The 26,035-nt window shown below is 71.7% G+C and carries 29 protein-coding genes; 14 read left to right on the plus strand and 15 right to left on the minus strand.

What is annotated here, in order from left to right:
- Positions 1–15: 15 nt before the first annotated feature.
- Together ACYVC6_RS09045 and ACYVC6_RS09050 are read right to left on the minus strand one after the other, a co-directional pair.
- Positions 16–276: a hypothetical protein gene (locus tag ACYVC6_RS09045; RefSeq protein ID WP_460713121.1), complete on the minus strand. Its 261-nt coding sequence runs from the start codon at positions 274–276 to the stop codon at positions 16–18.
- 65 nt (positions 277–341) lie between these two features.
- Complete coding sequence (locus ACYVC6_RS09050) at positions 342–1,211, minus strand: EamA family transporter (protein WP_460713123.1); 870 nt, start codon at positions 1,209–1,211, stop codon at positions 342–344.
- A 16-nt stretch (positions 1,212–1,227) separates the two neighbouring features.
- Here ACYVC6_RS09050 and ACYVC6_RS09055 point away from each other — a divergent pair, with 16 nt between their 5' ends.
- Positions 1,228–2,316, plus strand: a complete 1,089-nt coding sequence (locus ACYVC6_RS09055) for a WD40/YVTN/BNR-like repeat-containing protein (protein ID WP_460713125.1) — start codon at positions 1,228–1,230, stop codon at positions 2,314–2,316.
- Positions 2,317–2,340: 24 nt separating this feature from the next.
- Complete coding sequence (locus ACYVC6_RS09060; RefSeq protein WP_460713127.1) at positions 2,341–2,817, plus strand: SRPBCC family protein; 477 nt, start codon at positions 2,341–2,343, stop codon at positions 2,815–2,817.
- On the opposite strand, the gene ACYVC6_RS09065 is transcribed toward ACYVC6_RS09060, so the two are convergent.
- Positions 2,806–5,370 (minus strand): glycoside hydrolase family 65 protein, encoded by a 2,565-nt coding sequence (locus ACYVC6_RS09065; RefSeq protein WP_460713339.1) that lies wholly within the window; start codon positions 5,368–5,370, stop codon positions 2,806–2,808. The genes ACYVC6_RS09060 and ACYVC6_RS09065 overlap by 12 nt on opposite strands.
- Before the next feature lie 26 nt (positions 5,371–5,396).
- The gene (locus tag ACYVC6_RS09070) at positions 5,397–6,098 is read right to left on the minus strand and encodes an HAD family hydrolase (RefSeq protein ID WP_460713341.1); all 702 of its coding nucleotides are present in this window, start codon (positions 6,096–6,098) and stop codon (positions 5,397–5,399) included.
- A gap of 47 nt (positions 6,099–6,145) precedes the next feature.
- Between ACYVC6_RS09070 and ilvD the strand changes: the two genes are divergently transcribed.
- Positions 6,146–7,837 (plus strand): dihydroxy-acid dehydratase, encoded by a 1,692-nt coding sequence (gene ilvD / locus ACYVC6_RS09075; protein WP_460713129.1) that lies wholly within the window; start codon positions 6,146–6,148, stop codon positions 7,835–7,837.
- A 6-nt stretch (positions 7,838–7,843) separates the two neighbouring features.
- Positions 7,844–8,899, plus strand: a complete 1,056-nt coding sequence (locus ACYVC6_RS09080; protein ID WP_460713131.1) for a hypothetical protein — start codon at positions 7,844–7,846, stop codon at positions 8,897–8,899.
- A gap of 6 nt (positions 8,900–8,905) precedes the next feature.
- Here ACYVC6_RS09080 and ACYVC6_RS09085 read toward each other — a convergent pair whose 3' ends face one another.
- The 9 genes from ACYVC6_RS09085 to ACYVC6_RS09125 all read right to left on the minus strand — a co-directional run bounded on the left by ACYVC6_RS09085 (position 8,906) and on the right by ACYVC6_RS09125 (position 16,954).
- Positions 8,906–9,574: a hypothetical protein gene (locus ACYVC6_RS09085; protein ID WP_460713133.1), complete on the minus strand. Its 669-nt coding sequence runs from the start codon at positions 9,572–9,574 to the stop codon at positions 8,906–8,908.
- Between the two features lie 54 nt (positions 9,575–9,628).
- Positions 9,629–10,186: a hypothetical protein gene (locus ACYVC6_RS09090; protein WP_460713134.1), complete on the minus strand. Its 558-nt coding sequence runs from the start codon at positions 10,184–10,186 to the stop codon at positions 9,629–9,631.
- A gap of 19 nt (positions 10,187–10,205) precedes the next feature.
- On the minus strand, positions 10,206–10,799 hold the full coding sequence (locus tag ACYVC6_RS09095; RefSeq protein WP_460713136.1) for a hypothetical protein: 594 nt from the start codon (positions 10,797–10,799) through the stop codon (positions 10,206–10,208).
- An 11-nt stretch (positions 10,800–10,810) separates the two neighbouring features.
- Entirely contained in the window at positions 10,811–11,365 is a 555-nt protein-coding gene (locus tag ACYVC6_RS09100; protein WP_460713138.1) for a hypothetical protein, read from the minus strand.
- 31 nt (positions 11,366–11,396) lie between these two features.
- Entirely contained in the window at positions 11,397–11,975 is a 579-nt protein-coding gene (locus tag ACYVC6_RS09105) for a hypothetical protein (protein WP_460713140.1), read from the minus strand.
- Positions 11,976–12,001: 26 nt separating this feature from the next.
- On the minus strand, positions 12,002–12,520 hold the full coding sequence (locus tag ACYVC6_RS09110; RefSeq protein WP_460713142.1) for a hypothetical protein: 519 nt from the start codon (positions 12,518–12,520) through the stop codon (positions 12,002–12,004).
- Positions 12,521–12,581: 61 nt separating this feature from the next.
- Positions 12,582–13,229, minus strand: coding sequence for a hypothetical protein (locus ACYVC6_RS09115; protein ID WP_460713144.1), 648 nt, complete (start codon positions 13,227–13,229; stop codon positions 12,582–12,584).
- A 63-nt stretch (positions 13,230–13,292) separates the two neighbouring features.
- Complete coding sequence (locus tag ACYVC6_RS09120) at positions 13,293–16,094, minus strand: ATP-binding protein (RefSeq protein ID WP_460713146.1); 2,802 nt, start codon at positions 16,092–16,094, stop codon at positions 13,293–13,295.
- Between the two features lie 62 nt (positions 16,095–16,156).
- Complete coding sequence (locus tag ACYVC6_RS09125) at positions 16,157–16,954, minus strand: AfsR/SARP family transcriptional regulator (RefSeq protein WP_460713148.1); 798 nt, start codon at positions 16,952–16,954, stop codon at positions 16,157–16,159.
- 99 nt (positions 16,955–17,053) lie between these two features.
- Here ACYVC6_RS09125 and ACYVC6_RS09130 point away from each other — a divergent pair, with 99 nt between their 5' ends.
- From ACYVC6_RS09130 to ACYVC6_RS09140, 3 genes are read left to right on the plus strand one after another with little or no spacing between them, the layout of a single operon-like run.
- Positions 17,054–17,236 carry a hypothetical protein gene (locus tag ACYVC6_RS09130; protein ID WP_460713150.1) on the plus strand — a complete coding sequence of 61 codons (183 nt, stop codon included), beginning with the start codon at positions 17,054–17,056 and terminating at the stop codon, positions 17,234–17,236.
- Positions 17,237–17,245: 9 nt separating this feature from the next.
- Positions 17,246–18,454 (plus strand): kynureninase, encoded by a 1,209-nt coding sequence (locus ACYVC6_RS09135; RefSeq protein ID WP_460713152.1) that lies wholly within the window; start codon positions 17,246–17,248, stop codon positions 18,452–18,454.
- A 4-nt stretch (positions 18,455–18,458) separates the two neighbouring features.
- Positions 18,459–19,472, plus strand: coding sequence for a S66 family peptidase (locus tag ACYVC6_RS09140; protein ID WP_460713154.1), 1,014 nt, complete (start codon positions 18,459–18,461; stop codon positions 19,470–19,472).
- Here ACYVC6_RS09140 and ACYVC6_RS09145 read toward each other — a convergent pair.
- Entirely contained in the window at positions 19,469–20,119 is a 651-nt protein-coding gene (locus ACYVC6_RS09145) for a Pr6Pr family membrane protein (protein WP_460713156.1), read from the minus strand. The two genes, ACYVC6_RS09140 and ACYVC6_RS09145, sit on opposite strands and share 4 nt — an antisense overlap.
- A 30-nt stretch (positions 20,120–20,149) precedes the next feature.
- Between ACYVC6_RS09145 and ACYVC6_RS09150 the strand changes: the two genes are divergently transcribed.
- The 7 genes from ACYVC6_RS09150 to ACYVC6_RS09180 all read left to right on the plus strand — a co-directional run bounded on the left by ACYVC6_RS09150 (position 20,150) and on the right by ACYVC6_RS09180 (position 25,732).
- Positions 20,150–20,860 carry a GNAT family N-acetyltransferase gene (locus ACYVC6_RS09150; RefSeq protein ID WP_460713158.1) on the plus strand — a complete coding sequence of 237 codons (711 nt, stop codon included), beginning with the start codon at positions 20,150–20,152 and terminating at the stop codon, positions 20,858–20,860.
- Positions 20,860–21,282: a VOC family protein gene (locus ACYVC6_RS09155; protein WP_460713160.1), complete on the plus strand. Its 423-nt coding sequence runs from the start codon at positions 20,860–20,862 to the stop codon at positions 21,280–21,282. Before ACYVC6_RS09150 ends, ACYVC6_RS09155 begins: the two co-directional genes overlap by 1 nt.
- Positions 21,279–21,950 carry a 4a-hydroxytetrahydrobiopterin dehydratase gene (locus tag ACYVC6_RS09160; protein ID WP_460713162.1) on the plus strand — a complete coding sequence of 224 codons (672 nt, stop codon included), beginning with the start codon at positions 21,279–21,281 and terminating at the stop codon, positions 21,948–21,950. The genes ACYVC6_RS09155 and ACYVC6_RS09160 overlap by 4 nt, the downstream gene beginning before the upstream one ends.
- Before the next feature lie 170 nt (positions 21,951–22,120).
- Positions 22,121–23,860, plus strand: coding sequence for an acetolactate synthase large subunit (locus ACYVC6_RS09165; RefSeq protein ID WP_460713164.1), 1,740 nt, complete (start codon positions 22,121–22,123; stop codon positions 23,858–23,860).
- A gap of 2 nt (positions 23,861–23,862) precedes the next feature.
- Entirely contained in the window at positions 23,863–24,447 is a 585-nt protein-coding gene (ilvN, locus tag ACYVC6_RS09170) for an acetolactate synthase small subunit (RefSeq protein ID WP_460713166.1), read from the plus strand.
- Positions 24,440–25,471 (plus strand): ketol-acid reductoisomerase, encoded by a 1,032-nt coding sequence (gene ilvC / locus ACYVC6_RS09175; protein ID WP_460713168.1) that lies wholly within the window; start codon positions 24,440–24,442, stop codon positions 25,469–25,471. The genes ilvN and ilvC overlap by 8 nt, the downstream gene beginning before the upstream one ends.
- A gap of 15 nt (positions 25,472–25,486) precedes the next feature.
- Positions 25,487–25,732 (plus strand): hypothetical protein, encoded by a 246-nt coding sequence (locus tag ACYVC6_RS09180; protein ID WP_460713170.1) that lies wholly within the window; start codon positions 25,487–25,489, stop codon positions 25,730–25,732.
- Here the strand turns inward: ACYVC6_RS09180 and ACYVC6_RS09185 are convergent.
- Complete coding sequence (locus tag ACYVC6_RS09185; protein WP_460713172.1) at positions 25,692–25,946, minus strand: PspC domain-containing protein; 255 nt, start codon at positions 25,944–25,946, stop codon at positions 25,692–25,694. The two genes, ACYVC6_RS09180 and ACYVC6_RS09185, sit on opposite strands and share 41 nt — an antisense overlap.
- Positions 25,947–26,035 lie beyond the last annotated feature (89 nt).

Here is a 26,035-nt window from a genome sequence, read left to right on the forward strand (position 1 = left end):
CGCATGCCGACCGCGTCAGCCGCGCGCAGCGGCCTGTGGAAGGGGGTGGTGGGGGAGGTGCGAGACCGACGAGGCGTGCGACGGGCCGTAGAAGGAGGCCAGGAAGTCTGCGACCTCCTGGTGCTCCATCCGTCGCTGCGTGAGCGACGTGCAGGCGAGCATCGCGTTGCGTCGGGAGGTCTGCTGGGACTCGACCGGCCAGGCGCGAAGGCGCTGGACGGCGGCCATGACGAGCTTCGGAGGGAACAGCGGGGGAGGGCTGGCAGGGAGTGCCATGGCCGGAACGTTAGTGGGCTGTCGAGTCACGACGGTCACCACGACGTGACGTCTCGATGAACAGATCAGTCGGGCACCGGCTCCCGGATGGTGGCGCCTGACCGGGTCGCGCCGACGCTCGCCGCCACCACGCAGGCCATCGCCACCAGCTGCAGCGGGCTGAGCAGCTCGCCGACGACGACCAGCCCGGCCAGCGCCGCGGCGGCCGGCTCGAGGCTCATCAGCACGCTGAACACCGCCGGGCGCAGCGAGCGCAGCGCCACCAGCTCGCAGGTGTAGGGGATCACCGAGCTCAGCAGACCGACGACGGCGCCGAGCACGAGCACCCGGGTGTCGGCCAGCTGGTCGGCGTACCGCCCCAGCGTCAGCGGCGTCAGTAGCAGCATCGCGACGACGCTCGCCACCGCCAGGCCGTCCAGGCCGGGCCAGCGGCTCCCGGTCTGCGCGCTGAGCAGGATGTACGCCGCCCAGGCGGCGCCCGCCAGGAGCGCGAAACCCACTCCCGCCCAGGTGAGGTCACCCGGCTCCAGCCCCAGCAGCAGGACCCCGGCTGCCGCCAGCGCCACCCAGACCAGGTCACGGGCCCGGCGCGAGCCGACGATCGCCAGGGTCAGCGGGCCGACGAACTCGATGGTGACGGCCAGACCGATGGGGATCCGCTGGAACGACTGGTAGATCGCCCAGTTCATGACCCCCAGGCTGAGCCCGAAGCCGAGCACGACGACCCAGTCCGAGCGGGTCCGGCCGCGGAGCGCGGGCCGGGCGACGGCGGCCAGCACGACGGCGCTGGCGGCCAGCCGCAGCCACACGATCGTCGTCGGCGAGGCCTCGTCGAACAGCGTCTTGGCCACGCCCGCGCCGAACTGGACCGACAAGATGCCGATCAGCACCAGCCACACCGGCGAGACCCGAACCGATGACTTTCGGGCCTCCACGCGGTCAACTTAGGTCATGGCGACAGTACTGATGGTCGGCACCCGCAAGGGGCTGTGGGTGGGCACGAGCGACGACGCACGTGAGGACTGGGCGTTCACCGGACCTCACCACGACATGGAGGAGGTCTACTCCTGCCTGGTCGACACCCGGACGGACCCTCCGCGGCTGTTCGCGGGGGCCTCGTCGAGCTGGCTGGGCCCGCAGGTGCGGCGCTCGGACGACCTGGGCGCGACCTGGGAGGAGACCCCCGGGGGCGCGATCCGGTTCCCCGACGACATCGACGCCTCCGTGGAGCGCGTCTGGCAGATCGTCCCCGGCCACGAGCCGGACAGCCTCTGGGCGGGCACCGAGCCCGGCGCCGTGTGGCGCTCGGGAGACCGGGGCGAGTCCTTCGAGCTGGTCCGTGGGCTGTGGGACCACCCGCACCGGGCCGACTGGGGCGCCGGCTTCGGCGGCCAGGCCTTCCACACCCTGCTCCCGCACCCCGACGACCCGGAGTCGGTGACCGTCGCCATCTCGACGGGCGGCGTCTACCAGACCGGCGACGGAGGAGCCTCGTGGGAGCCGCGCAACAAGGGCATCCGCGCGGAGTTCCTGCCGGAGGGTCAGCAGTACCCCGAGTTCGGGCAGTGCGTGCACAAGGTGGCCCGCCACCCGTCCCGCCCCGAGCGGCTGTTCCTGCAGAACCACGGCGGCGTCTACCGCTCCGACGACCACGCAGCGTCCTGGGACTACATCGGCGACGGCCTGTCCAGCGACTTCGGATTCGCCATGGTGGTGCACCCGCGCGAGCCGGACACGGTCTTCGTGTTCCCCAACGGCGCCGGCGACGGTCGCTACCCGCCCGGAGGCAAGGCGCGGGTGTGGCGGTCCCGAGACGCCGGCGACACGTGGGAGGAGCTTGCCAACGGGCTCCCCGACGACTTCTACGTCGGGGTCATGCGAGACGCGATGTGCCACGACGGCCAGGACCCGCTCGGTCTCTACCTCGGCGCGCGCAACGGGTCGGTGTGGGCATCGCACGACGACGGTGGGTCGTGGCGTCAGATCGTCGCCAACCTCCCCGACGTGCTGGTGGTGCGGGCCGCCCCTGTCGCCGGGTGATGCTGGTCGGGTGATGATGGGCGGGTGAGCGCCCAGTTCGAGGTCATCCGCAGGACGTCCATCGCTGCCGACCCCGCCCGCGTGCACGCGCTGGTCAACGACTTCCACCAGTGGCCGACGTGGTCCCCCTGGGAGGACGTGGACCCCGATATGACGCGCACCTTCTCCGGCGCCGATGCCGGGGTCGGGGCGCGCTACGCCTGGGCCGGCAACCGCAAGGCCGGCGAGGGGTCGATGGAGATCAAGGGCTCCACGCCCGAGCGGATCGACATCGAGCTCGCGTTCCTCAAACCCTTCAAGGCCACCAACCACGTCGACATCACGTTCACGCCCACCGGAACGGGCGCGGACGGTGGCACCGACGTGGCCTGGCGGATGACCGGTGCGCACGCGGGCCTGGCCAAGCTGGTCTTCCGGTTCATGTCGATGGACAAGATGGTCGGTCCCGACTTCGAGAAGGGCCTGGCTCAGCTCAAGGCACTCGCCGAGTCAGGCCGGTAGCGACGGGTCGACGATCGGTGGGTCGACGAGCGGCACGTCGGCCGGCGACAGCTGCTGGTGGTCCGCGAACGGGATCGGCTCCGGAACCCCGGCGGTGATCATCGTGCCGTCGGCCCGGGTGCCCCCGATCAGCGGAGCGTCCCCGAGGGTGCCGTCGATCCGTTCGCCGTGCCCGTCGAGCTCGACCCGGAGCGTCCCGCCGGCCCGCAGCACGTGCTTCGCGCCGCGGACGGTGATCTCGACCTCCGCGCCCTCGCCCTCGCCCTCCGAGGTGATCTCCAGTGCGTCCTCGGACACGGCTACCCGGAGCCGGTGGCCGCGCCAGCAGAGCGGGAAGGTGATCTCGCTCCAGACGTCCGGTAGCCGCGGGTCGAAGGACAGCCGTCCGCCGGTGTCGCGCAGGCCGGAGAACCCGAAGACCAGCGCTCCCCAGACCCCGCCGGCCGAGGCCACGTGCAGCCCGTCGACGGTGTTGTCGTGCAGGTTCATCAGGTCCACGTAGAGCGCCTGCAGGAAGTAGCCCCACGCCTCCTCGTGGTAGCCGACCTCGGCCGCGATGATCGACTGCACGACCGCCGACAGGGTCGAGTCGCCAGTGGTGATCGGGTCGTAGTACTCGAAGTCGGCACGCTTCTCCTCCGCGGTGAAGCGGTCACCCTGGAGGAACAGCGCGAGTACCACGTCGGCCTGCTTGAGCACCTGGAAGCGGTAGATCACCAGCGGGTGGTAGTGCAGCAGCAGGGGTCGCAGGTCGTCGGGGGTCTGCGAGAGGTCCCAGACCTCGCGGTCGAGGAAGAAGTCGTCCTGCGGGTGGATGCCCAGCCCTTCGTCGAAGGGGATGTGCATGCCGGCGGCGCAGCGGCTCCACTCCTCGACCTCGTCGTCCTCGATCCCGAGCCTCGCGACGGCCTGGCCGTACGCCGTCGGCTTCTCGCGCTTGATCCAGTCGAGCGCGGCGACGGTCTGCTCCAGGTTGTAGCGCGCCATCACGTTGGTGAACAGGTTGTTGTTGACCACCGTCGTGTATTCGTCCGGCCCAGTCACCCCGTGGATGTGGAACGTGGGCTCGCCACCGTTGCTGCGCCAGAAGCCGAGGTCGGCCCACATCCGCGACGTCTCGACCAGGATGTCGATCCCGTCGCGGACCAGGAAGCTGTGGTCGCCGGTGGCGGCGACGTACTGCACGATCGCGTAGGCGATGTCGGCGTCGATGTGCACCTGGGCGGTGCCGGCGGCGTAGTAGGCCGACGCCTCCTCGCCGTTGATGGTGCGCCAGGGGAAGAGCGCCCCGCTCTGCGCCATCTCGCGGGCCCGGCGCCGGGCCGCCGGCAGCATCAGGCTGCGGAAGTGCAACAGGTTCTTGGCGACGGGCGGCATCGTGTAGGTGAGGAACGGCGCGACGTAGACCTCGGCGTCCCAGAAGTAGTGGCCCTCGTAGCCCGAGCCGGTGACGCCCTTGGCCGAGACGCCCTGCTGGTCGGCCCGGGCACTGGCCTGGGCGAGGCTGAAGAGGTTGAACCGGATCGCCTGCTGGATGGCCAGCTCGTCGCTCTGCGGACGGCCCTCGGCCGCGGTGACCTGCACGTCGCAGCCGGCCCAGAAGCCGTCGAACCAGGCGCGCTGCTCGGCGTGGTAGTGAGCGACGTCGTGGTGGGCGGCCCGGTCCAGGGTGCGGTCGCACCGGTCTGACAGCTCGCGGACGGGCACGCCGCGGGAGGTGTGGTAGGCCACGGCCTTGACCAGCCGGATGGTGTTGCCGCGCGTGGCCTCGACCCGGAACACCATCTTGGTGAGGTCCTCGTCCTCGCGCAGCACGGTCTCCACCTCGTCTGCGGAGTCGACCCAGTGGTCGGCCGCGACCGCGATCGTCATCAGCGAGTTGGCGCACTGGTAGCCCAGCAGCATCCGGTCCTCGCGCGCGTAGTGGAGCCGAGGCAGCAGCACCCGGTCCGCGAAGGCCGCGGCCTTCCGTGGGTCGGCTCCCTCGCCCATGGACCGGTCGGCGTCGTGGTATTCGTCCTTGCCGTCCTGTCTGTTGAGCAGCTGGGAGGAGATGACGATCGGTGCGTCGCCGTCCAGCACGGTCACCTCGAAGGTGATGACCGCCAGGTGACGCTGCGTCATCGACACCATCCGGGTCGAGTCGACCAGCACCCGTTTGCCCGAGGGGGTCCGCCACAGCAGCGAACGCCGCAGCACCCCGTCGCGGAAGTCCAGCGAGCGCTCGTAGTGCTCGAGGTCCGCCATGGTCAGGTTGAGGGGCTCGTCGTCGACGTAGAGCTTGACCAGCTTGGCGTCCGGGACGTTGACGATGGTCTGGCCGGTGCGGGCGAAGCCGAACGCCGACTCCGCATGCCGGATGTCCCAGGTCTCGTGGAAGCCGTTGACGAACGTGCCGTGGGCGAAGGCGTCGCGTCCCTCGTCCGGGTTGCCGCGCATGCCCAGATAGCCGTTGGCGACCGTGAACAGGGTCTCGGTGACCCCGAGGTCGTCCGGGTCGTGCTGGGTCTCGACCAGCCGCCACGGGTCGACCGGGAACCGCGAGCGCGGCATCGGGTCGTCCGGGATCGCCCGCGCGCTCAACGCCCGACCTCCCGGGGCACCAGCTCCAGCAGGTCCGCGACCACCAGGTCGGCACCGGCCTCGGTGAGCACATCGGCGCCGGCGCCGCGGTCCACCCCGATGACCAGGGCGAAGCCGCCCGCCCGTCCCGCGCGGACCCCCGAGACCGCATCCTCCAGCACCACTGAGGTCGCGGGCGTCGCCCCCAGGACCTCGGCGGCGTAGACGAACGTGTCCGGCGCCGGTTTGCCCGGCAGGCCGCGCTGCTTGGCGACGCTCCCGCTGACGACGGCCGCGAACCGGTCGGCCAGCCCGGATGCGGCCAGCACGGCCGGCGCGTTGGCCGACGACGACACCACGGCCAGCGGGATGCCGAGGCCGCGCAGGTGGTCGAGCAACGTCACCGAGCCGGGGTAGGCGGTCACCCCGTCACGCGCCAGCACCACGTTGAAGGCGGCGTTCTTGCGGTCGCCGAGCTCGACCACGAGGCTCTCCGGCGCGGGGATGCCCCGCGAGACCAGGAAGTCGCGCACCCCGTCGTAGCGCGGCTTGCCGTCGACGTGGGCGAAGTAGTCGGCGTCGGTGTAGGCCGCTTGGCCGGGCTGGGCCTGGAGGTAGGCGTTGAACATCTCCGACCAGGCTCGCATGTGTACCTCGGCCGTGGGGGTCACCACACCGTCGAGGTCGAACAGCACGGCGGCGTAGCCGGCCCAGTCCACGGTCACCCGTGAAAGCGTAGAGGTGTTGTCGGGCTACCCTCCGGTACATGACCGAGGGGGAGACCAGACCCGACATCAAGCCGCGCTCGCGCGACGTCACCGACGGCCTCGAGCGCGCTGCGGCGCGCGGCATGCTGCGGGCGGTCGGCATGGGCGACGACGACTTCGCCAAGCCCCAGATCGGCGTCGCGTCGAGCTGGAACGAGATCACCCCCTGCAACCTGTCGCTGCAGCGGCTCGCGCAGGCGGTCAAGAACGGCGTGCACGCCGCGGGCGGCTACCCGCTGGAGTTCGGCACGATCTCGGTCTCCGACGGCATCTCCATGGGCCACGAGGGCATGCACTTCTCGCTCGTGTCCCGCGAGGTGATCGCCGACTCGGTCGAGACGGTGATGATGGCCGAGCGGCTCGACGGCTCGGTGCTGCTGGCCGGCTGCGACAAGTCGCTGCCCGGCATGCTGATGGCCGCGGCCCGGCTCGACCTGGCCAGCGTCTTCCTCTACGCCGGCTCGATCATGCCCGGCCAGGTCGACGGCCAGGACGTGACGATCATCGACGCCTTCGAGGCGGTCGGCGCGTGCCTCGCCGGCAAGATGAGCCGCGAGCAGGTCGACAAGATCGAGCGCGCCATCTGCCCGGGCGAGGGTGCCTGCGGCGGCATGTACACCGCCAACACGATGGCCGCGGTCGCCGAGGCGATCGGCATGTCGCTCCCGGGGTCCGCGGCGCCGCCGGCCGTCGACCGGCGCCGCGACGGGTTCGCGCACCGCTCGGGCGAGGCCGTGGTCAACCTGCTGCGTGAGGGCATCACCGCGCGCCAGATCATGACCCGCGAGGCGTTCGAGAACGCGATCACCGTCGTCATGGCCCTGGGTGGATCCACCAACGCGGTGCTGCACCTGCTGGCCATGGCCCGGGAGGCCGAGGTCGACCTGACCATCGACGACTTCAACCGGGTCGGCGACAAGGTCCCCCACATCGGTGACCTCAAGCCGTTCGGCAAGTACGTCATGAACGACGTCGACAAGGTCGGCGGCATCCCGGTCGTGATGAAGGCGCTGCTGGACGCCGGGCTGATGCACGGCGACTGCCTCACCGTCACCGGGAAGACCATGGCCGAGAACCTCGCCGACATCGCACCGCCCCAGCTCGACGACGACGTGCTGCGCAAGCTCGACCGGCCGATCCACGCCACCGGCGGGCTGACCATCCTCAAGGGCTCGCTCGCCCCGGAGGGCGCCGTCGTCAAGTCCGCGGGCTTCGACGACTCGGTGTTCACCGGCACGGCTCGGGTCTTCGACGGCGAGCGGGCCGCGATGGACGCGCTCGCGGCCGGCCGGATCGTCGCGGGCGACGTGGTCGTCATCCGCTACGAGGGTCCCAAGGGCGGTCCGGGCATGCGCGAGATGCTCGCCATCACCGGCGCGATCAAGGGCGCCGGTCTCGGCAAGGACGTCCTGCTGCTCACCGACGGCCGGTTCTCCGGCGGCACGACCGGCCTGTGCGTCGGCCACGTCGCCCCCGAGGCCGTCGACGCCGGACCGATCGCGTTCGTGCGCGACGGTGACCGGATCACCCTGGACGTCCTCAACCGCGCCCTCGAGCTCGAGGTCGACGCCGAGGAGCTCGAGGCGCGCGCGGACGGGTGGACGCCCAACCCCCCGAAGTACACGCGCGGGGTCCTCGGCAAGTACGCCGCGATGGTTCAGTCCGCGGCGCACGGCGCCGTCACCGGCTAGCCGGTGGTGTCGAAGGAACGCACGTGGGCCGTCCTGGTCCTGCTCGCGCTGGTCTTCGTCGGCATGCTCGCGCTGTCCAGCGTGGCCGCGGACTCGGGAGACAGCGTCGAACCCGGCCGGTCGAGCGAGACGCAAGCACCGGTGGTCGAGCCTGCCGAGACCCCCGCAACCCCGTCCCCCACGCAACCCTCGGTGGTCGAGCCCGTCGAGACTCCCGCAACGTCGGCACCTCCTTCACCCCCGGTGGCCGAGCCGGTCGAGACCCCCGCCGAGCCGGCGACGCTGCCCGGAGGCCGGACCCGGATCTTCGGCGACAAGCGCTTCCTGGTCGCCTACTACGGCAGCGCCAACAGCGGCGCGCTCGGAGTGCTGGGGGAGCGGTCACCGGACAAGATGGTGAGGCGGCTGCGCGCGGCGGCGGCACCGTTCGAGCGGCGGAACAGCAAGGTCCAGCTCGTCTTCGAGCTCATCGTCACGATCGCCGACGCCACTCCCGGCAAGGACGGCGACTACAGCCACGACATCGCCCGCGCGGACGTGCAGCGCTACATCGACGCGGCCCACGAGCACGGAGCGCTGCTCCTCCTCGACATCCAGCCGGGCCGGTCCGGGTTCCTCTCCGCCGTACGCCGCTGGAAGTGGGCGCTCGAGGACCCCTACGTCGGCCTGGCGCTCGACCCGGAGTGGCGGATGGGCCGCCACGGCGTGCCGGGCCGGCGGATCGGCTCGGTGAGCGCCACCGAGGTCAACCGGGTCTCGAAGTGGCTCAGCACGCTGGTCAGGATCGAGGCGCTGCCGCAGAAGCTGTTCGTCCTGCACCAGTTCCGCACCGACATGATCGAGGACATCGGCGACATCGCCCCGCGCACCGGCCTGGTCATGGTGCAGCACGTCGACGGCTTCGGGACCCCCGCCCAGAAGCTCGACACCTTCCACACGGTCGTCCGGCCGCGCCAGTTCTTCCTCGGGTTCAAGCTCTTCTACGACGAGGACCGGCGGCTCATGCGGCCCGGCGAGGTGCGCCGGATCCGGCCCAGGGTGCAGTTCGTGAGCTACCAGTAGGGACGGTCACAGGAGGGCCAGCGCGAAGCCGGCGTCCTGGTAGCTGCCGTTGCTGACGGCGCGGACCAGGACCAGCACGGCGTTGCTGTTGCCGCACTCCGCGACGTTGTTGGTGTTGCCGTCGACGGTGCCCGTGTACTGGTTGTAGGCGAAGGTGATCGACCAGGCGTCGTACGACGACGGGTCCTCGAACAGCACGCAGTACATCCCGGTCCCGGGATGGGTGATGACAGCGGTCGTGAACACCCCTGTCTTGGCCACCGCGACGCCGTTGGACTGGATGTAGGCCTTGCCGCGGATGACGCCGGCCGGCCCGGCCGGACCCGCGGGCCCGGTCGGTCCACTGGCCCCGGGCGGTCCCGAGGGTCCGGTGGCCCCGGTCGGTCCGGTGGGCCCGGTCGGTCCGGTGGGCCCGGTAGGTCCGGTGGGTCCGGCAGGTCCCGCGACTCCGGTGGCGCCGGCGGGTCCCTGGGTGAGGGTGCCGGGCTTGAAGTCCTTGGCCTTGAGGGTGCCGTTCTTGACCTTCGCGGTCGTGACGGCGTTCCGCTGCAGCTGCTGGGTGCCGACGCTGTTGGCCGCGAGGCCGGCGGCGTAGGCGCCGGTGGAGGCGGCCATGACGAGCGCGGCGGTGGTGATCGCCCAGCTCGGGCTGATCTTGGCGAATGGGAGTCGCATGACGCGATCCTCGGCAGCCACCTTCGCGAAACCTTCAGGCTCGCCACCGAGGGGTCAGAGGATCGCGAGGATGAACCCGGCGTTCGCGGGGGCGTTGGCGAGATCCCAGACCCTCACCAGGAGATCGGTGGGATAGCCGACGCACACCGCGGGGGTGCCGGGGTTTGGGTTCGCGGTGATGAAGCGGTCGTGGAAGCTCGTGTCGACCATCCAGGTGTCCAGCCCGGGCTGGGTGTTGTCGATGCAGTAGACCCCGACCTCGGGCTGGAAGACGGTGATGAGCTCGAGCTCTCCGGCAGCCGCGATCAGCTGGCCGTCGCCCTGGACGTAGGCCGTGCCGCGCGCCGGCCCCGAGGGACCGGCCGGGCCGGCGGGCCCCGCGGGCCCGGCCGGACCCGCCGCACCCACCAGGACTCCGGGCCGGAAGTCGTCCTGACGGAGCGTGTGGTCCTTGACCTTCCCCGAGGTGACCGCGCCCTTGGCGAGCTGCTTGGTCCCCACGCTCCTGGCGGTCAGGTCCGCGGCGTGCGCGGCCGAGGAGGCCGCCACGGCCACGGCCACGGCCGCGACCGCCCACCGGGCGGCCGCGCCGCCCCGACGCGTGTCGGTCATCGAGTCCACCTGGGTCTCCTCACAGCAGCGCGAGTGTGAACGGGGAGTCGAGCGGGTCTCCGGTGGGGCCGGTGACGAGCACGGCCCAGGAGTTGTCGTCGCAGGTGTAGGGGAAGAGCCACACGTCGGTGACGATCTGGACGAACCCGGGGTAGGGGAACGCGCTCGCCACCCACGGCTCGGCGAGCGGGTTGTAGCCGGGCACCGGGTACGACGGCAGCGCGGGGACGTCGACGCAGAAGTACCCCACCGCCAGCTTGGTGACGGTCGCGTCCTCCAGGATCCCGGTGGCGCGCTCGACCAGGGCGGTCGACTTGACCAGGGCCGTGCCTCGAGCCGTGCCCCGGGGACCGACCGGTCCCGGCGTTCCGCCCGGACCCGGCGCGCCCGTCGGGCCGGGCTGGAGCGCTCCCGCGGCCAGGTCGTCGTCGGTCAGGCTCTGGTTCCTGACCTTGGCGCTGGTCACCGCGTCGTTCTTGAGGTGACGGGTGTGCACGCTCCCGCGGGCCAGGCCGGCGGCGTACGCCGCGGAGGTGGTGGCCAGCAGCAGCGCGGCGAGCGTCACCGCAGTGCTGAGACGCAGCGAGGGGAAGCGCAGCGACGGGAAGTTCATCGGCCTGCTCCTCACAGCATCGCCAGCGCCAGGTCCCAGTCGGCGGGGTTGCCGTTGGGCAGATAGGTGGTGACCCGGACCGCGGAAGCGGCGCAGTCGGCCCAGCCGTAGTAGTCGTCGACGATGACGAACCCCTTGGACCCGTCGGAGCCGGTGCCCCACCACACGTCGTCCGGACCGCGGTCGGCTCCGTGGATGCAGTAGATCCCGGTGCCGACGTGCTGGACGGTGATCCCTGCGAGCGCGCCGGTCGACTGGTAGACGGTCCCGTCGTAGTTGACGTTGGCCGTGCCCCGCGCGGAGCCCGCGGGGCCTGTCGGTCCCGGTGGTCCGGGCGGTCCGGCGGCGCCCGTCGCCCCCCGCGGCACGGTGCCGGCGCGCAGGTCGACCGCCTTGAGGGTGCCGGGCTTCACCTTCTTGGCCGTGACCGCACCGACGGCCAGGTGCTTGGTGCGCACGCTACCGGTGGCGAGTCCGGCGGCGTACGCGCCGGAGGACGCCGCCAGCACGAGGGCGACGACGATGATGGCCCAGCTCGCGCTGGTCCTGGGGCGGGACAGGGGCACGGTCGTTCCTCGGTTCAGAGTGGAATCAGTGTCAGAGTCGCGCGAGCGTGAACGGGGCGTCGTAGGGGTCGTTGGTCCCGTCGAAGATGTAGACCACGACACCGTCGGTGCACCCCATGACGTTCCCGAACGGGAACACGCTCAGATGGACGGAGTTGTTGGGGGAGTAGATGGCCGCCACGTAGGACCCGAACGGGTCGTCCACGAACTCGGGGCTGATGCAGTAGCGGCCCTCGGACATCCGGGTTGCGGTCACGCCGGTGGCGTTCTCCGAGGACAGGATCCCGCCCATGCTCGCCACGGTCACCCAGGCCTCGGCGGACCCGGCCGGTCCCGCGGGTCCTGGCGGACCATCGGCACCCGGCTGGCCCTGCGGCCCAGCCGGCCCGACCGGCCCTGCCGGGCCCTGCAACAGGGTGCCGGGAGCGAAGTCCTTCGCCTTGAGGGTGCCGTTCTTGACCTTCTTGGCGGTGACTGCGTGGTTCTTCAGCTGCTGGGTGCCGACGCTGTTGGCGGCCAGGCCCGCGGCGTAGGCGCCCCCGGAGGCCGACAGGACCAGCGCGGCGACAGCAACCACCCAGCCGAGCGGCAAGCGCGGGAGCGAGGGCATGGCGTCTCCTTTCGACTGGAGATGGATCAGAGCAGGGACAGGACGATGGTGAGGTCCGCCAGCGAGCCCGAGATGTTGTAGGTGCGGATGGAGATGGCGAAGTCGGGCCCGCAGCCCGACTTGGCGCCGGGTGTGTCGTTCACGAGTGCGTCGCCAGGGTTGGTGGGCATCGACACCGCCCAGCCGTTGTAGGTCTGGTCGAAGCCGAGGAGGCAGTAGACCCCGGTGCTCGGATGCGTCACGGTTGCGTTCGCGAGCTCACCGGTTCCACCGGTCGTGGTGCCGCTGGACAGGATCATGACCCTTCCCCGCGCACTACCCGGAGACCCGGGAGGTCCTTGCGGTCCCGGGGCACCGGTCTCTCCTTTGGCGCCGGGGCTGCCTGCGGGCCCGGCGGGCCCTCGGAGCAGCGTGCCGGGGGCGAAGTCCTTGGCCTTGAGGGTGGCGTCCCTGACCTTCTTGGAGGTCACGGCGCTGTTCTTGAGGTGCTTGGTCGCCACGCTGTTGCGCGCCAGCGAGACCGCTGCGACGGCGGTGCCGGACATGGCCACGACCAGTGCGAGCAGGGCGACGACCAGGTGGGGCTGGGCCGGGGACGCCGGTCGGTCACAGCGCCGCCAGTGTCCAGTAGTTGTCCTGCAGGTCGTTGACCGAGTCGTAGGTCCGCACCTGGATCTGGTTGGTGGGGCAGCTGTTGTTGCCGTTCTGGGTGTTGATGTAGCCGCGGCCGTTGAACACGCTGTCGAAGGTGAACAGGTAGGCGTCGCTCGCCGACGCGAAGGCTCCGCTGACGCAATAGACGCCGGTGCCGGGTTTCGTCACCGTGGCGGCCGGGCCGAAGCTGTCCAAGATCGTCCCCGAGCTGCTGACCCGGATCCAGCCCACCGCGGTCCCCGCCGGGCCGGCGGGACCCTGTGGGCCCTGCGGACCTTGCGCGCCCTGGGAACCTTGTGGCCCACCGAGACCCTGCGGGCCCTGGGGACCTTCAGGACCAGCAGGGCCGGTTGCTCCTGTGGGGCCCGCGGGGCCGGCCGGACCCGCGGGTCCTTGCAGCAGCGTGCCGGGCTTGAAGTCCTTCGCCTTCAACGTGCCGTTCTTGACCTTCTGGGTCGTCACCGAGCTGTTCTGCAGGTGCTTGGTCGAGACGCTGTTGGCGGCGAGTCCGGCGGCGTAGGCACCGGAGGACGCAGCGAGCACGAGGGCGACGGTCGTGATCGCCCAGCTCGCGCTGATCCTGGGACGGTGAAGTGGCATGCGGGGATGTTCACCCCGGCACCTTCACGAATTCTTACGGTCCGCGAGCGGTACTCGGTCCGGTCAGGCGTCGAGGTGGCTGCGGAGCTGGGTGCGTCGGGTGATCTCGAGCTTTCGGAAGGCGTGGCGCAGGTGCGTCTCGACCGTGTTGAGGCTGACGAACAGCGCCTGCGCGATGGCGGGGTTGCTCAGCCCGGACGCCGCCATCTGGGCGACTCGCCGTTCGCTCGGGGTCAGCGCGTCGACCCCGCTCAACCCGGCCCGCCGAGGGCGGGCGCCGGCGGCGAGCAGCTCCTGCTCCGCCCGCTCGGCCAGGCGCAGGGCGCCGAGCCGGCGGGCGCCGTCCAGGGCCGCGCGCAGCGTGTCGCGCGCCTCGCTGCGGCGGTTCGCGCGCCGCTGCGCGCTGCCGAGCTCGAACAGCGCCCGATGCTGCTCCAGGCGGGCCGGGCTGCCGGCCAGCACCTCGACGGCCTCGCCGAGCCGCGCCAGCCCGAGGTCACCACCCTCGAGCACGCCCAGGGCGCGCAGGGCGATCCCGACCGCCCGCGGGCGGTCGACCCGGTGCGCGTCGGCCAGCTCCTCCTCGACCAGCTGTCGGGCACGCCCGGGCTCGGTGTCGCGGATCGCCAGCGCCAGCGGCGAGCGCCAGACCAGCGCGTTCGGGTTCCGGTAGGAGACGGCCTCGGCGACTGCGCCCATCGCGGTGAAGTCCTCGGCGGCACCGGCGAGGTCACCGGCCACCAGCCGTGCCCGTCCGCGGGCCGCGTGGAGGACCATCCCGATGGGAGTGCCCTCCAGCGCCTCGGGCACCCCCAGCCCCCGCGCGAGCCCGGCGAGGTCGTCGAGGTCGGGCCGCTCGGCGATGGTGTCGCCGCCGTAGATGAGCAGGCTGCCCAGCCCGAGGACCAGCCCGTGCTCGTCGGCGACCTCGAACGCCGCCCGGAGGTCGCCGGTGGCCCGGATCAGGTCGCCCGCGCGGCTCGCGCTACGTGCGCGCAGCATGGTGCCGTTGAAGAACCCGTACGCCGAGCCCCGGCGGTGGGCCTCGGCAACGATCTGGTCGGCGAACCGGTCGGCGCCCTCCAGGTCCTCGGAGTTGACGAGGACCGACCCGGCCAGCTGCAGCTCCAGGGCCTCGCACCCCTCCTCGGCCAGGAAGCGGCCGTCGCCCAGGCCCTGGTCGAGCAGCCGCCGGGCCTGGGTCTCGTCGCCGCCGCGCATGCTGAGGTTGGCGGCCACGGTGAGGGCGAGCCGCCCGGAGGTGTTCGGCTCGTGGGCGAGCAGGTCGAGGAGGTGGGGGATCCGCTGTTCGAACTCGGTGACCCGGGTCGGGTCCCAAGCGGCCACGGTCGCGAACTGCGTCTCCAGCCGGATCGACGCCGCCGGGTCGCGGGCGCTCGCGGTGCGCACCTCGTCGAGCACGGCCAGCGAGGCCGCCCACTGGCCGGTCGTGGCGAGGGTCTCGGACAGCTCACAGGCGAGGGTCACCTGGACGTCGGGCAGCACCGCTGCGCGCAGGGCGGCGCGCAGGTCGTCCATCGCGTCGGGGTGGCGGGCCAGCTTCTCCGCGAGGGCGAGCTCGAACAGCAGGTCAGGATCTCCGGCGGCCGGGCCGCCCTCCTCCCGGGCCCGCCTCAGGTAGGTGGCCGCGGCCTCGGGGGCGCCGCGGTCAGCGGCGTGCCGGGCGGCCCGGCGCAGCGCGGCCACGAGGTCGGGGTCACCGGCCGGGTCGCAGGCCAGCAGGTGGGTCGCGACGGTGTCGGGGTCGGCTCGCTCCGCGGTGAGCAGCCGGGCCGCTCGCGCGTGGGCGGCAGACCGGGCGGCGGGGCTCATCGCCGCCTGCACCGCGCTGCGCACGACGGGGTGGGCGAACGCCAGCGGCGGGCCGGGGCTCAGCACGTGCGCGGCGTACAGGCCGTCGGACAACCGGGCGGCGGCGTCCAGCTCGAGCCCAGCCAGCTCGGCCGCGAGGTCCAGCCGCGCTCCGCCGCCGAGCACGGCGACCGCCTGCGCCAGCTCCGCGGACCCCGCGGGCAGCCGTGTCAGGCGGGCGGTCACGGCGTCGGCGACCGAGGCCGGGGCGACGTCCGCGGTCGTGGGCGCGGCCTCGGCGGTGGGTCGCTGGCCGGCCCCCGCGAGGGCCCGGGCGAGCTCGAGGACGAGGAAGGGGTTGCCGCCCGAGGCGAGGTGGCAGGCGTCGACGAAGGCCGGGTCCGCGTCCTCGCCGAAGGTCCGGTGCAGCAGGGACGCCACGACCTCGGGTGGCAGCGCCGCCGGCTCGAGCACCGAGGCGTCCACCTCGAGAGCCCGCAGCGCGTCGTCGGCCGCGTCGGAGTCGCCGGGCCGCAGTGCCACGACCAGGAGCACCGGCAGCCCCTCGAGGCGGCGGCCGAGGTGGCCCAGGAAGCGCAGTGACGACGGGTCGGCCCAGTGCGCGTCGTCGACGGTCAGGACCAGCGGGCCGCGGCCGGCCAGGTTGACCGTCAGCCAGTAGAGGCCGTGGAGGACGGCGTAGGGGTCGCTCGGCTCGTCCGGGTGCTCGACGTACGGCGCCACGATCGGCGTCGAGTGCCGGGCTGCGCCCGCGAGGAAGGTCTTGCGCTCGGCTTCGGTCAGCGACCACAGCACCCGCTCGAAGAGCTGTCGGACGACGCCGTAGGGGAACTCGCGCTCGAGCTCTCCGCCGCTGGCATGGAGCACCTGGGCCCCGGACTCGTTCGCGAGGGTGCGGGCGGCGGCCAGGAGTGCGGTCTTGCCGATCCCGGCGGCGCCGCGCACGAGGACGATCGACGATTCTCCGTCATCGAGCCGCCGCAGGGCGTCAGCGAGGTGGCGGAGGTCCCCCTCCCTCCCGAGCAGGTCCACGCGGCGTACTGTCCCACAACCCGCCGGTGCCGTGGCGGGTCGTGCGAGCCGGGATCAGGGAGTCAGAGCGGGCGGGGGACCACTCCGATCTCCCGCATCCGGCGGGAGTAGCGGGCGTGCTGTCGCCGGACCTCCCCATGGCGGCGCAGCGCGCGAAGCTCGTCGAGCAGCCACAGCCAGGCCGGTTCGTCGAAGGGGTCGAGCCCGAGCAGCCACTCGAGATGACGCGCGGCGCCTTCGTGGTCGGCGCGGCTCCGGGCTCCGTCCACCCTGAGCCGCCCGGCCCGCAGCGCGGCCGAACGCGCGTGCTCCCGGGTGTCCACGGCCCAGTCCTCGAAGAGGTCCTCCTCAAGGAAGTCACCCGGGTAGGCCGCCTGCGCGCCGGCGAGCAGCTGGTCGACCACGCCCCAGTCATCGCGGTCCGCCGCGTCCTCGGCCCGGGCGACGGTGTCGAGGAAGCCGACCAGGTCGATACGGGCGTGCTCGGTGCGCAGGGCGAGGGCCCGCCCGTCTGCGACGACGTAGTGGTCGACGGCGTACCGGCGATCCGGGTCGAGGACCCGGCGCAGGGTGCTGAGCGTGACGGAGAGGCGGCTGCGCACCTGCTCGTCGCGGTCGCTGCTGTCGGGCCACAGCAGCTCGAGCACGGCGTCCCGGGTCAGCGCCCGGCCCCTGCGGGCGACCAGGATCTTGAAGAGGTCTCGGACCTTGCGGGAGTGCCAGTCGCTGACCGAGAGGGGCACGCCGTCGCGCAGCACGGCGAAGGAGCCGAGTGTGCGCACCACGAGTGCGGGCGTGGCAGGGACCGACGCGGCCGCCACCGGGCGGGCGCGCTCCCCGAGGAGCAACGTGGAGGTCACCCGTCCACGGTGGTGGGGCGGGCAGCCTCGCCGCCTCACGGAGGCACCGTGAGATTTCGGCCTGAATCCCACGCGAACCCTCACGGCTTGGCTGAGGGCATGAAGACGTACGTCGTCCGTCTGGCGGAGCTCGCGCCGGCGCCCGACCGAGCGCCACCGGAGCCCCCGGCGACCCTGCGCGGGGTCGTGGACGAGGTGGCGACCGGCACCCGCATCCCCTTCCGGACGACCGAGGAGCTGGTCGCGCTGCTCGAGACCGGTCTGGGCTCCGGCGACTGGTAGACAGGCCGGGTGCTTGCCGATGACCTCGACGAGGCCGACCCGCTCGCGGCCCACCGGAGCCGCTTCGTCGGTGCGGAGTCGCCCTTGGTCTACTTCGACGGCAACTCGCTCGGGCGCCCCCTCCGGGTGACCGGTCCGCGACTCGCGGCGTTCGTCGAGGAGCAGTGGGGCACACGGCTCATCCGCGGCTGGGACGAGCGCTGGATGGACCAGCCGGTCCGGCTCGGTGACGAGCTCGGACGGATCGTCCTCGGCGCAGCTCCGGGCCAGGTGGCGGTCGGCGACTCCACGACGGTCCTGCTCTACAAGCTCATGCGTGCCGCGGTCGCCGCCCGGCCTGGGCGCACCGAGATCGTCATCGACCGCGACCAGTTCCCGACCGACCGCTACGTCGCGGCCGGGGTTGCCGAGGAGTGCGGCCTCGCGCTGCGCTGGATCGACGTGGACACGACGGCCGGCGTCACCGTCGAGCTGCTGTCCGAGGCCGTGGGGCCGCAGACCGCGCTGGTGGTCCTCAACCACGTCGCCTACCGCTCGGCGTGGCTCGCCGACGCTCCCGCACTGACCGCGATCGCCCACGAGGCCGGCGCCCTGGTGCTCTGGGACCTCTGCCACTCGGCCGGAGCGGTGCCCGTCGACCTCGACGCGTGGGACGCCGACCTGGCCGTCGGCTGCACCTACAAGTACCTCAACGGCGGGCCCGGCTCGCCCGCCTTCCTCTACGTCGCCGAGCGGCTCCAGGGCGAGCTCACCCAGCCGATCCAGGGCTGGATGGGGGCGGCCGAGCCGTTCCTCATGGGTCCGGCGTACGTCCCGGCCCAGGGCATCCGCCGCTTCCTGTCGGGGACTCCGGCGATCGTCGGGATGCTCGCCCTCGAGGACATGCTCGCGCTCGTGGGCGAGGCGGGCCTGGCCGCGATCCGCGCGAAGTCGGTCGCCCTCACGTCGTACGCCGTGGAGCTGGCCGACGAGCTGCTCGCCCCGCTCGGGGTCGAGCTCGCCTCGCCGCGCGACCCGGACCGCCGCGGGAGCCACGTGACCCTCAACCACCCGCTGATGCGCGAGGTCACCGCGGCCCTGTGGGAGCGGGACGTCATTCCCGACTACCGCGACCCCGGAGGCCTGCGGATCGGCCTCTCGCCACTGTCCACGTCGTTCGCGGAGGTGAGCGCCGGGCTGGAAAGCGTTCGCGAGGTGCTGACGGGCCTGACAGCCTGAGGCGATGACCCGGTTTCCCCGACCCCTGCGGCCCGGCGCCCGGATCGGCGTCACCTCCCCGTCCAGCGGCGTCGGCGACCGGCTCCGGCCGCGGGTCGAGGCCTCGATCGCCTCGCTGCGCGATCGCGGGTTCGACGTGGTTGTGGGGGAGTGCATGGGAGACGAGAAGGTCGTCTCCGCGCCCAAGGAACAGCGCGCCGCCGAGCTGGTGGCGATGCTCACCGACCCGGCGGTCGCGGCCGTGGTGCCGCCCTGGGGTGGCGAGACCGCGATCGACCTGCTCGACCAGGTCGACTGGGACGCGCTGCGCGACGTCGAGCCGACCTGGGTGGTCGGCTGGAGCGACATGTGCTCGGTCCTGCTGCCACTCGCGCTCCGCTCCGGCTGGGCGACGCTGCACGGCTGGAACCTCGCCGACACGGCGTACGCCGCCCCGGACGGCCTCCTGCACTGGCTCGACCTGGCCGCAGCCACCGGCGAGGTGACCCAGACGAGCCCCGGAATGACCCGGGACGGGTGGGACGACTACGAGGCCGACCCGGTCGTCGCCGAGATGACGCTGGACCGCCGGACGTCGTGGTCGGTCCTGGGAGGCGGAGACACCGAGATGTCAGGCGTGCTCATCGGCGGCTGCCTCGAGGTCGTCTCCCCGATGGCGGGCACGCCCTACGCCGACGTGCCGGCCTTCGGCCGGCGCCACGCAGACGAGGGGCTGGTCGTCTACCTCGAGGCCTGCGAGCACCCCGCCTACGACGTCGCGCGGATGCTGCACGGCCTGCGGCTCGCCGGTTGGTTCGAGCACGCCAACGGTGTCGTCATCGGGCGCACGCCGGCTCCGGACTCGGAGAAGATGACCCAGCACGAGGCCGTCGCCGACGCGCTCGGGATGCTCGATGTGCCCGTCGTCCTCGACGCCGACATCGGCCACACCCAGCCGTTCCTGCCGCTGGTCAACGGGGCGTCTGCCCGGGTGACGGCGACCGGTGGTGTCGGCCGGGTCACCCAGTCCTGGGGCTAGAGCGTCGGCGCCTCCCTGGCGCGGCGGTCCACGAGCCCGGCCGCCCAGAACAGCAGCAGGAAGAAGATCGTGACCCCCACGCTGGTGACCACGACGCCGGTCGCTCCCTCGGGTTCGCGAGGGTCAAGGAACGGATACGGGTACCACCCGGACAGCCCGCCGACCAGGAGCGTCCACGCGAGCCAGGCAAGTGGCCAGCACAGCGCGAGGCGGACGGCGCGGCGGTCGATGCGTGGGCGCGGGCCGAACACCGCCCAACCGACGACCGCGAGCACCGGCACCACCATGTGGAGCAGCTTGTCGGCGACGTAGTCGGCGCCGTCGAGGTCCAGCAGCGGCCGGAGCAGCAGGAAGTGCACGACCCCCGTCACCGTGATGCCGACGACTGCGGCGAGCCGGACGGCCCGCCAAGTCGAACCGTCGCGGTCGGGATCGCGCGCGAGCTGGACGCTGGTGACGGCGACCAGGACGTTGCTCTGGATGGTGAAGTACGAGATCAGCCGTCCGAGGCGGATGCCGAGACCGGGCTGGTCGGCCTCGTCGAGCACCCGCCCACCCTGGACGACCAGGACCAGCTGGAGCACCAGGGCGGTGACCGCCACGGCGGCGATGACGGCGTGCCAGGCCCGGGCGCCGCCGACGTTCACGCTCGGAGCCTAGGGCCGTACGGTGCTCGGGTGCCTGACGTCAACGAGTTCGGCCAGCCCGTCGGAGACCTGGTCCAGCCGGCCTGGACCCCGCGCGAGCGCCCGGCGCGGATCGGCCTGGTGGGGAAGTACGTCGCCCTCCAGCCGGTGTCGACCAGACACGTCCCGGCGTTGCAGGCCACGCTCGCCGGGCCCGGCGACGGACCGCTCTGGACCTACCGGCCCACTCCGCCACCCGCCTCCGAGTCGGCGATGGCCGACCTGGTCGACGAGTGGATGGGCTCCACGGAGAACCTCACCTGGGTCGTCGTGCCGCACGGCTACGAGGCGTCCGGCCTGACCTCGCTCTACCGGATCGACCCGGCGCACGGCCAGGCCGAGGTGGCCGCGGTCGTCTATGCGCGGACGCTGCAGAAGACGCCGGCGACCACCGAGGCGACCTACCTGCTCATGCGCTACCTCTTCGACGGGCTGCGCTACCGGCGCTTCGAGTGGAAGTGCGACGCGCTCAACGAGCCGTCGCGCCAGGCGGCGCTCCGGCTCGGCTTCACCTACGAGGGCCGCTTCCGGAACCACATGGTCACCAAGGGACGCAACCGCGACACCGACTGGTTCTCGGTCACTGACGCGGAGTGGCCGAAGGTGAAGCAGGCGCTGCAGACGTGGCTGCAGCCGGGCAACTTCGACGAGGACGGCCGGCAGCGGCTTGCATTGTCGGACGTGCGTGACAGGTTGGGGTGATGGACCAGCGGATCTCGTTCGTCTCGTTCGCGGTGGCCGACCTCGAGGCCAGCCGGCGGTTCTACCTCGACGGCCTCGGCTGGAACGCCGCGTTCGAGGCCGAGGGTGACGTGGTGATGGTCCAGGTCGGCGAGCACCTCGTGCTCTCGCTCTGGGACCGTGACCACTTCGAGGCCGAGGTCGGCCCGATCGGGTGGCGTCCCCAGGCCGGCGTCGCGCCGTTCACCATCGCCCACAACGTGCCCACCAAGTCCGAGGTCGACGACGTCCTCGCGACCGCGCTGCAGGCCGGCGCCGCTCCCGTGCACAAGGCGGTGGAGCGCGACTGGGGCGGCTACACCGGCTATTTCGGCGACCCGGACGGATACCGCTGGGAGATCGCCTACAACCCCGGACCGATAGGACAGGTGGTGCTGCCATGAGTGACCCGAAGCGGATCATCGGCTACCCGGAGGTCCGCGACAGCGGCCTCGACGACTGGCGCTGGCTGCTCGGCATCCTGCACGCCCGGTTCAGGACCGGCAGCTTCGTCAAGGGTCTCGAGCTCGCCAACCGGATCGGCGAGGTGGCCGAGGAGGCCGACCACCACCCCGATCTCGACCTCTCCTACCCGACCCTCGACGTCCGGCTGGTCAGCCACGACGTCGGTGGCGTGACGAGCCGCGACCTCGACCTGGCCCGGCGGATCAGCGAGATCGCCGCCGAGCTCGACATCTCTGCGGCGCCCACCGAGACGACCGCACTCGAGATCGCGCTCGACGTCCCGGCACCCGAGGACGTGCGGGACTTCTGGGCGGCAGTGCTGGGCTACGAAGTGCGCGGCGACGGCCGACAGGTCGAGGATCCGGGCGGCCGCCGTACGGCGCTGTGGTTCCAGGACTCGGAGTCCGCCTCCGGTGAGGTCCAGCAGCGCTTCCACTACGACGTCGTCGTGCCGATCGAGGTCGCCCAGGAGCGCATCGACGCCGCGCTCGCGGCCGGCGGCACGCTGGTCACCGACGAGCACGCCCCCGCCTTCTGGGTCCTGGCCGACCGGCACGGCAACAAGGCCTGCGTGTGCACCCCCGAGGGCCGCTACGACGAAGGGTGAGACTCCCGTTCCGGATCCTGGGACGGTGCGTTACCGTTCCTCCCATGCGGCACCCGCTCCTCGTACTCGTATGACGCGTCCTTCCCGGACGCGTCGCCCCTCGTTGCTCTGACAACAGAGGGGCTTTTTCATGAGTACCGCCGACATCCCCACGCAGGAGACCCAGAACCATGACTGAGCAGATCACCGGGGCGCAGAGCCTGATCACCTCCTTGGAGGCGGCCGGGGTCGAGCACATCTTCGGCATCCCCGGCGGGGCGATCCTCCCGGCCTACGACCCCCTGATGGACTCCACCATCCGGCACATCCTAGTGCGGCACGAGCAGGGTGCCGGGCACGCGGCCCAGGGCTACGCCGCGGCCACCGGCCGGGTCGGCGTCTGCATGGCGACCTCCGGGCCGGGCGCCACCAACCTGGTGACGCCGATCGCCGACGCCCACATGGACTCCGTGCCGATGGTCGCCGTCACCGGACAGGTCGGCGCCGCCGCGATCGGCACCGATGCCTTCCAGGAGGCCGACATCCGCGGCATCACGATGCCGATAACCAAGCACAACTTCCTGGTGACCGACGCGGACGAGATCCCGCGGCGGATCGCGGAGGCGTTCTACATCGCCTCGACCGGCCGGCCCGGCCCGGTGCTGGTCGACGTCGCCAAGTCCGCCCTGCAGGCGACCACGACGTTCCAGTGGCCCAGCGAGCTGCACCTGCCCGGCTACCGCCCCGTCACCCGGCCGCACGCCAAACAGATCCGGGAGGCGACCCGGCTGATGCTGGAGTCGCGCCGCCCGGTGCTCTACGTCGGCGGCGGCACGATCCGCGCCGGCGCCTCTGCCGAGCTGCGCACCCTGGCCGAGCTCACCGGAATGCCGGTCGTCACCACCCTGATGGCCCGCGGTGCGTTCCCGGACAGCCACCCCCAGCACCTCGGCATGCCCGGCATGCACGGCACGGTGGCGGCGGTGGCGGCGCTCCAGAAGAGCGACCTGATCATCAGCCTCGGCGCCCGGTTCGACGACCGGGTCACCGGCAACCTCGACTCCTTCGCTCCGGGCGCCCAGGTCATCCACGCCGACATCGACCCGGCCGAGATCGGCAAGAACCGGCACGCCGACGTGCCGATCGTCGGCGACGCCCGCGAGGTGATCGGTGACCTGGTCGCCGCGCTGCGCGCCGAGGCCGACAACGGCAACACGGGTGACTACGAGGCCTGGGTCCAGTTCCTGGCGGGGGTCAAGGGCAAGTACCCCCTCGGCTACGACACGAGCGAGGAGGGTCTCGCACCGCAGTACGTCATCGAGCGGCTCGGCGCGATCGCCGGCCCGGACACGATCTACACCGCCGGCGTGGGCCAGCACCAGATGTGGGCCGCCCACTATGTCGGCTACGAGAAGCCCAAGACCTGGATCAACTCCGGCGGGCTCGGGACGATGGGCTTCGCGGTCCCGGCCGCGATGGGCGCGCAGGTCGGGATGCCGGACTCCACGGTGTGGGCGATCGACGGCGACGGCTGCTTCCAGATGACCAACCAGGAGCTCGCCACCTGCGCGATCAACGGCATCCCGATCAAGGTCGCGGTGATCAACAACGAGTCGCTGGGGATGGTGCGCCAGTGGCAGACGCTGTTCTACAACTCGCGCTACTCCAACACCGACCTCGAGTCGAAGCGGATCCCCGACTTCGTCAAGCTCGCCGAGGCCTACGGCTGCGTGGGTCTGGCCTGCGATACCGCCGAGGACGTCGACGCGACCATCAACAAGGCGATGGAGATCAACGACGTCCCGGTCGTGGTGGACTTCCGGGTCCACCGCGACGCCATGGTCTGGCCGATGGTCGCCGCCGGCACCAGCAACGACGACATCAAGTACGCGCGTGACCTCGCGCCCGACTTCGACGAGGACGATCTCTAGTCATGAGTAGGCACACGCTCTCGGTCCTCGTCGAGGACAAGCCAGGCGTCCTGGCCCGGATCGCCGGTCTGTTCAGCCGCCGCGGCTTCAACATCGAGTCCCTGGCGGTCGGCCCCACCGAGTCCGCCGACGTGTCCCGGATGACGATCGTGGTCAACGTCGAGGAGTCGCCGCTCGAGCAGGTGACCAAGCAGCTCAACAAGCTGGTCGAGGTCATCAAGATCGTCGAGCTCGACCCGGAGACCTCGGTGACCCGCCAGATCGTGCTCGTCAAGGTGTCCGCGACCGCGGACAACCGGGGCCAGGTGCTCGACACCGTCCAGCTCTTCCGCGCCAAGGTCATCGACGTGGCCGCGGACGCCGTCACCGTCCAGGTGACGGGCAACGCCGGCAAGATCGCCGACTTCCTGCGGATCATGGAGCCCTTCGGGATCCGTGAGCTCGTGCAGTCCGGCATGGTCGCCATCGGTCGCGGCCCCCGCTCGATCTCGGAGCGCTCGCTGCGCCCCGTGCCGATCCCGACCACCCCGATTCCCACCACGCCCTCACAACGCCCGACAATCAGCAAGGAGCCCCTCAGTGGCTGAGATGTTCTACGACGACGACGCCGACCTCGCCCTGATCCAGGGCAAGAACGTGGCGGTGATCGGCTACGGCAGCCAGGGCCATGCCCACGCGCTGAGCCTGCGTGACTCGGGCGTCGACGTCCGGGTCGGCCTGCAGCCTGGCTCCAAGAGCCGCGCCAAGGCCGAGGCGGAGGGGCTGCGGGTCGTCACGCCGGCGGAGGCCGCCGAGGAGGCCGACGTCATCGTGATCCTGGCGCCCGACCAGCACCAGCGGAAGCTCTACGCCGAGGAGATCGAGCCCGCGCTCGCCCCCGGTGACACCCTGGTCTTCGGCCACGGCTTCAACATCCGCTTCGGATACATCACCCCGCCCGAGGGCGTCGACGTCTTCATGGTCGCCCCCAAGGGGCCCGGTCACCTGGTCCGCCGCGAGTACGTCGACGGCCGCGGCGTCCCGGTGCTCGTCGCCGTCGAGAAGGACCCGTCCGGCAACGCGTGGCCGCTCGCCCTGTCCTACGCCAAGGCGATCGGCGGCCTGCGCGCCGGCGGCATCAAGACGACGTTCACCGAGGAGACCGAGACCGACCTGTTCGGTGAGCAGGCCGTGCTGTGCGGTGGCGCCTCGCAGCTGATCATGTACGGCTTCGAGGTGCTCACCGAGGCGGGCTACCAGCCCGAGGTCGCCTACTTCGAGTGCCTGCACGAGCTCAAGCTGATCGTCGACCTCATGTACGAGGGCGGCATCGCCAAGCAGCGCTGGTCGGTCTCCGACACCGCCGAGTTCGGCGACTACGTCTCCGGGCCGCGGGTGATCACACCCCAGGTCAAGGAGAACATGAAGCAGGTCCTCGCCGAGATCAAGGACGGCTCGTTCGCCAAGCACTTCATCGCCGACATGGACGCAGGCTCGCCGGAGTTCAACGCGTTCCGGGAGAAGAGCGCAGCCCACCCGATCGAGCAGACCGGTCGCGAGCTGCGCAAGCTGATGGCGTGGGTGAAGAGCCACGACACCGACTACGTCGAGGGCTCCGCCGCGCGGAACTGAGCGGGGTCGACTGCCATGGAGATCCTCGAGCCCGTGCACGACCGCAGCCAGGGGGCCGTGTTCACCGTGGTGATCGGTGAGACACGCACGGAACTGCCGTGGGTCGAGCACGCCCAGCTGAAGGACGGGGTCCTGGTGCTGTCGGCGGTGTTGAAGGGCTCGGGCCAGGCCGCCGTCACCTACCTGCGCGAGTTCACGCAGGCCGCTTGGCAGACCTCGGTCACGGAGCCGGGTGCGGAGCGCCCGGAACCGAGTAGGTGAGGTTCTCCTCGGCCGGCATCAGGATCCACAGCACCGGGTAGATCAGCAGCTGGCTGCCCGGGATGACCATCAGGATCAGCACGAACAGCAGCCGCGAGATCCACGGCGTGAGGCCGAACCGGCGTCCGATCCCGGCGCAGACACCGCCGAGGATCCTGCCGTCCCGGGGGCGGATGAGGCCCTGGTTGGCGAAGGTGGCGCGGACGTCGTTCATGGTGTTCCTCCGGTTGCTTGGCTGATGGCTCCATCGTGCCTCGCCCAGCAGTCGCACACCATCGGGATCAGCCCTGGTTGGACCCCGAC

It is taken from the genome of Nocardioides dilutus, from assembly GCF_054779555.1.

Bases quoted from the DNA above. Each gene is read 5' to 3' on its own strand.
- ACYVC6_RS09045 (WP_460713121.1), bottom strand. From the start codon at position 276: ATGGCACTCCCTGCCAGCCCTCCCCCGCTGTTCCCTCCGAAGCTCGTC.
- ACYVC6_RS09055 (WP_460713125.1), top strand. From the start codon at position 1,228: ATGGCGACAGTACTGATGGTCGGCACCCGCAAGGGGCTGTGGGTGGGC.
- ACYVC6_RS09065 (WP_460713339.1), bottom strand. From the start codon at position 5,370: ATGCCGCGCTCGCGGTTCCCGGTCGACCCGTGGCGGCTGGTCGAGACC.
- ilvD (WP_460713129.1), top strand. From the start codon at position 6,146: ATGACCGAGGGGGAGACCAGACCCGACATCAAGCCGCGCTCGCGCGAC.
- ACYVC6_RS09085 (WP_460713133.1), bottom strand. From the start codon at position 9,574: ATGCGACTCCCATTCGCCAAGATCAGCCCGAGCTGGGCGATCACCACC.
- ACYVC6_RS09090 (WP_460713134.1), bottom strand. From the start codon at position 10,186: ATGACCGACACGCGTCGGGGCGGCGCGGCCGCCCGGTGGGCGGTCGCG.
- ACYVC6_RS09095 (WP_460713136.1), bottom strand. From the start codon at position 10,799: ATGAACTTCCCGTCGCTGCGCTTCCCCTCGCTGCGTCTCAGCACTGCG.
- ACYVC6_RS09105 (WP_460713140.1), bottom strand. From the start codon at position 11,975: ATGCCCTCGCTCCCGCGCTTGCCGCTCGGCTGGGTGGTTGCTGTCGCC.
- ACYVC6_RS09110 (WP_460713142.1), bottom strand. From the start codon at position 12,520: ATGTCCGGCACCGCCGTCGCAGCGGTCTCGCTGGCGCGCAACAGCGTG.
- ACYVC6_RS09115 (WP_460713144.1), bottom strand. From the start codon at position 13,229: ATGCCACTTCACCGTCCCAGGATCAGCGCGAGCTGGGCGATCACGACC.
- ACYVC6_RS09130 (WP_460713150.1), top strand. From the start codon at position 17,054: ATGAAGACGTACGTCGTCCGTCTGGCGGAGCTCGCGCCGGCGCCCGAC.
- ACYVC6_RS09140 (WP_460713154.1), top strand. From the start codon at position 18,459: ATGACCCGGTTTCCCCGACCCCTGCGGCCCGGCGCCCGGATCGGCGTC.
- ACYVC6_RS09155 (WP_460713160.1), top strand. From the start codon at position 20,860: ATGGACCAGCGGATCTCGTTCGTCTCGTTCGCGGTGGCCGACCTCGAG.
- ACYVC6_RS09160 (WP_460713162.1), top strand. From the start codon at position 21,279: ATGAGTGACCCGAAGCGGATCATCGGCTACCCGGAGGTCCGCGACAGC.
- ACYVC6_RS09165 (WP_460713164.1), top strand. From the start codon at position 22,121: ATGACTGAGCAGATCACCGGGGCGCAGAGCCTGATCACCTCCTTGGAG.
- ilvN (WP_460713166.1), top strand. From the start codon at position 23,863: ATGAGTAGGCACACGCTCTCGGTCCTCGTCGAGGACAAGCCAGGCGTC.
- ACYVC6_RS09180 (WP_460713170.1), top strand. From the start codon at position 25,487: ATGGAGATCCTCGAGCCCGTGCACGACCGCAGCCAGGGGGCCGTGTTC.
- ACYVC6_RS09185 (WP_460713172.1), bottom strand. From the start codon at position 25,946: ATGAACGACGTCCGCGCCACCTTCGCCAACCAGGGCCTCATCCGCCCC.